At 75.4% G+C, this 1,017-nt stretch carries 1 protein-coding gene, 1 tRNA gene and 1 pseudogene; 1 reads left to right on the forward strand and 2 read right to left on the reverse strand.

Annotated elements, in window-relative coordinates; translation table 11 throughout:
• Positions 1-66 precede the first annotated feature (66 nt).
• Positions 67-139: transfer RNA gene (locus AB8Z75_RS35080), tRNA-Asn, on the reverse strand.
• 191 nt (positions 140-330) lie between these two features.
• On the opposite strand from AB8Z75_RS35080, the gene AB8Z75_RS35085 reads away from it, so the two are divergent.
• Positions 331-618 carry a YtxH domain-containing protein gene (locus AB8Z75_RS35085; protein WP_114018340.1) on the forward strand — a complete coding sequence of 96 codons (288 nt, stop codon included), beginning with the start codon at positions 331-333 and terminating at the stop codon, positions 616-618.
• A 235-nt stretch (positions 619-853) separates the two neighbouring features.
• Here the strand turns inward: AB8Z75_RS35085 and AB8Z75_RS35090 are convergent.
• Positions 854-1,017: pseudogene (locus AB8Z75_RS35090) on the reverse strand (ATP-dependent DNA ligase); the annotation flags it as partial.

Here is a 1,017-nt window from a genome sequence, read left to right on the forward strand (position 1 = left end):
GTTCGAGTCCAGTCGCGGGGGGCGGGAGAAGAGAAAGGGCCCCCTCGGGGGCCCTTTCCGCTGTTGCTCCCGCGACTGGACTCGAACCAGTAACCTGCCGGTTAACAGCCGGCTGCTCTGCCGATTGAGCTACACGGGAATGTCCCGCCGGTCGCGCTCCCGGTGGCCGGGGCGCTCCCTTGCGACGGGGAATACATTAGCGCATGCCAGGGGGTGCTCCGAAATCGGTATTGCCGCCGCCCATGCGCGGTACCCCTTGAGGCGTCCGGGCGGCCGAGGCCGCCGGGACGCCGGGAGAAGGACCTCAAGGCCGAGAGAAGGGGCAAAGCTATGCGCTACCGGCTCACGTTCGTGTCCGGACTGGCCGTCGGCTACCTGCTCGGTGCCCGCGCGGGACGCGAGCGCTACGAGCAGATCAGGAAGAGCGTGCGGAGGATCTCGGAGAACCCGGCGGTACGCAACGCGGGGGAGGCGGCGGCCCTCAGCGGGCGGCAGGCCGCCTCCAAAGCGGCAGACCGTGTCCAGGACCGGCTCCCCTCCTCCCTCGGTGACCGTGTGCGCACGGTCCGAGACCACCGCGCCCGCTCCGGGGACGACTGGGGCGCCGAGGGTCGCTAGCCCGAACCCGAGCCCGAGCCCCCGAGCCCGAGCCCGTCGCGGCGGACGCCCCGGTTCCGGACGGCCGGGGCGTCCGCCGCGCGGCCCGGCCGTCCGGGGGGGGGGGGGGGGGGGGGGGGGGGGGGGGGGGGGGGGGGGGGGGGGGGGGGGGGGGGGGGGGGGGGGGGGGGGGGGGGGGGGGGGGGGGGGGGGGGGGGGGGGGGGGGGGGGGGGGGGGGGGGGGGGGGCGCGGCCCGGCCGTCCGGAACGTGGTCTTGGCCTGGTTGTTCTGGGACCAGTCCACGAAGACCTTGCCGCCGCGCAGGTTCTTGGCCATTTTGCTGACCGCCTGCTCTGGCATGTCCGCCTCGGCCTCCTGTGCGAGCTTCTTCGCGCACACCGTCCGACCAGGTGTCGGCG

The sequence above is a fragment of the Streptomyces sp. PU-14G genome (assembly GCF_041028275.1).
GTDB lineage: Bacteria > Actinomycetota > Actinomycetes > Streptomycetales > Streptomycetaceae > Streptomyces.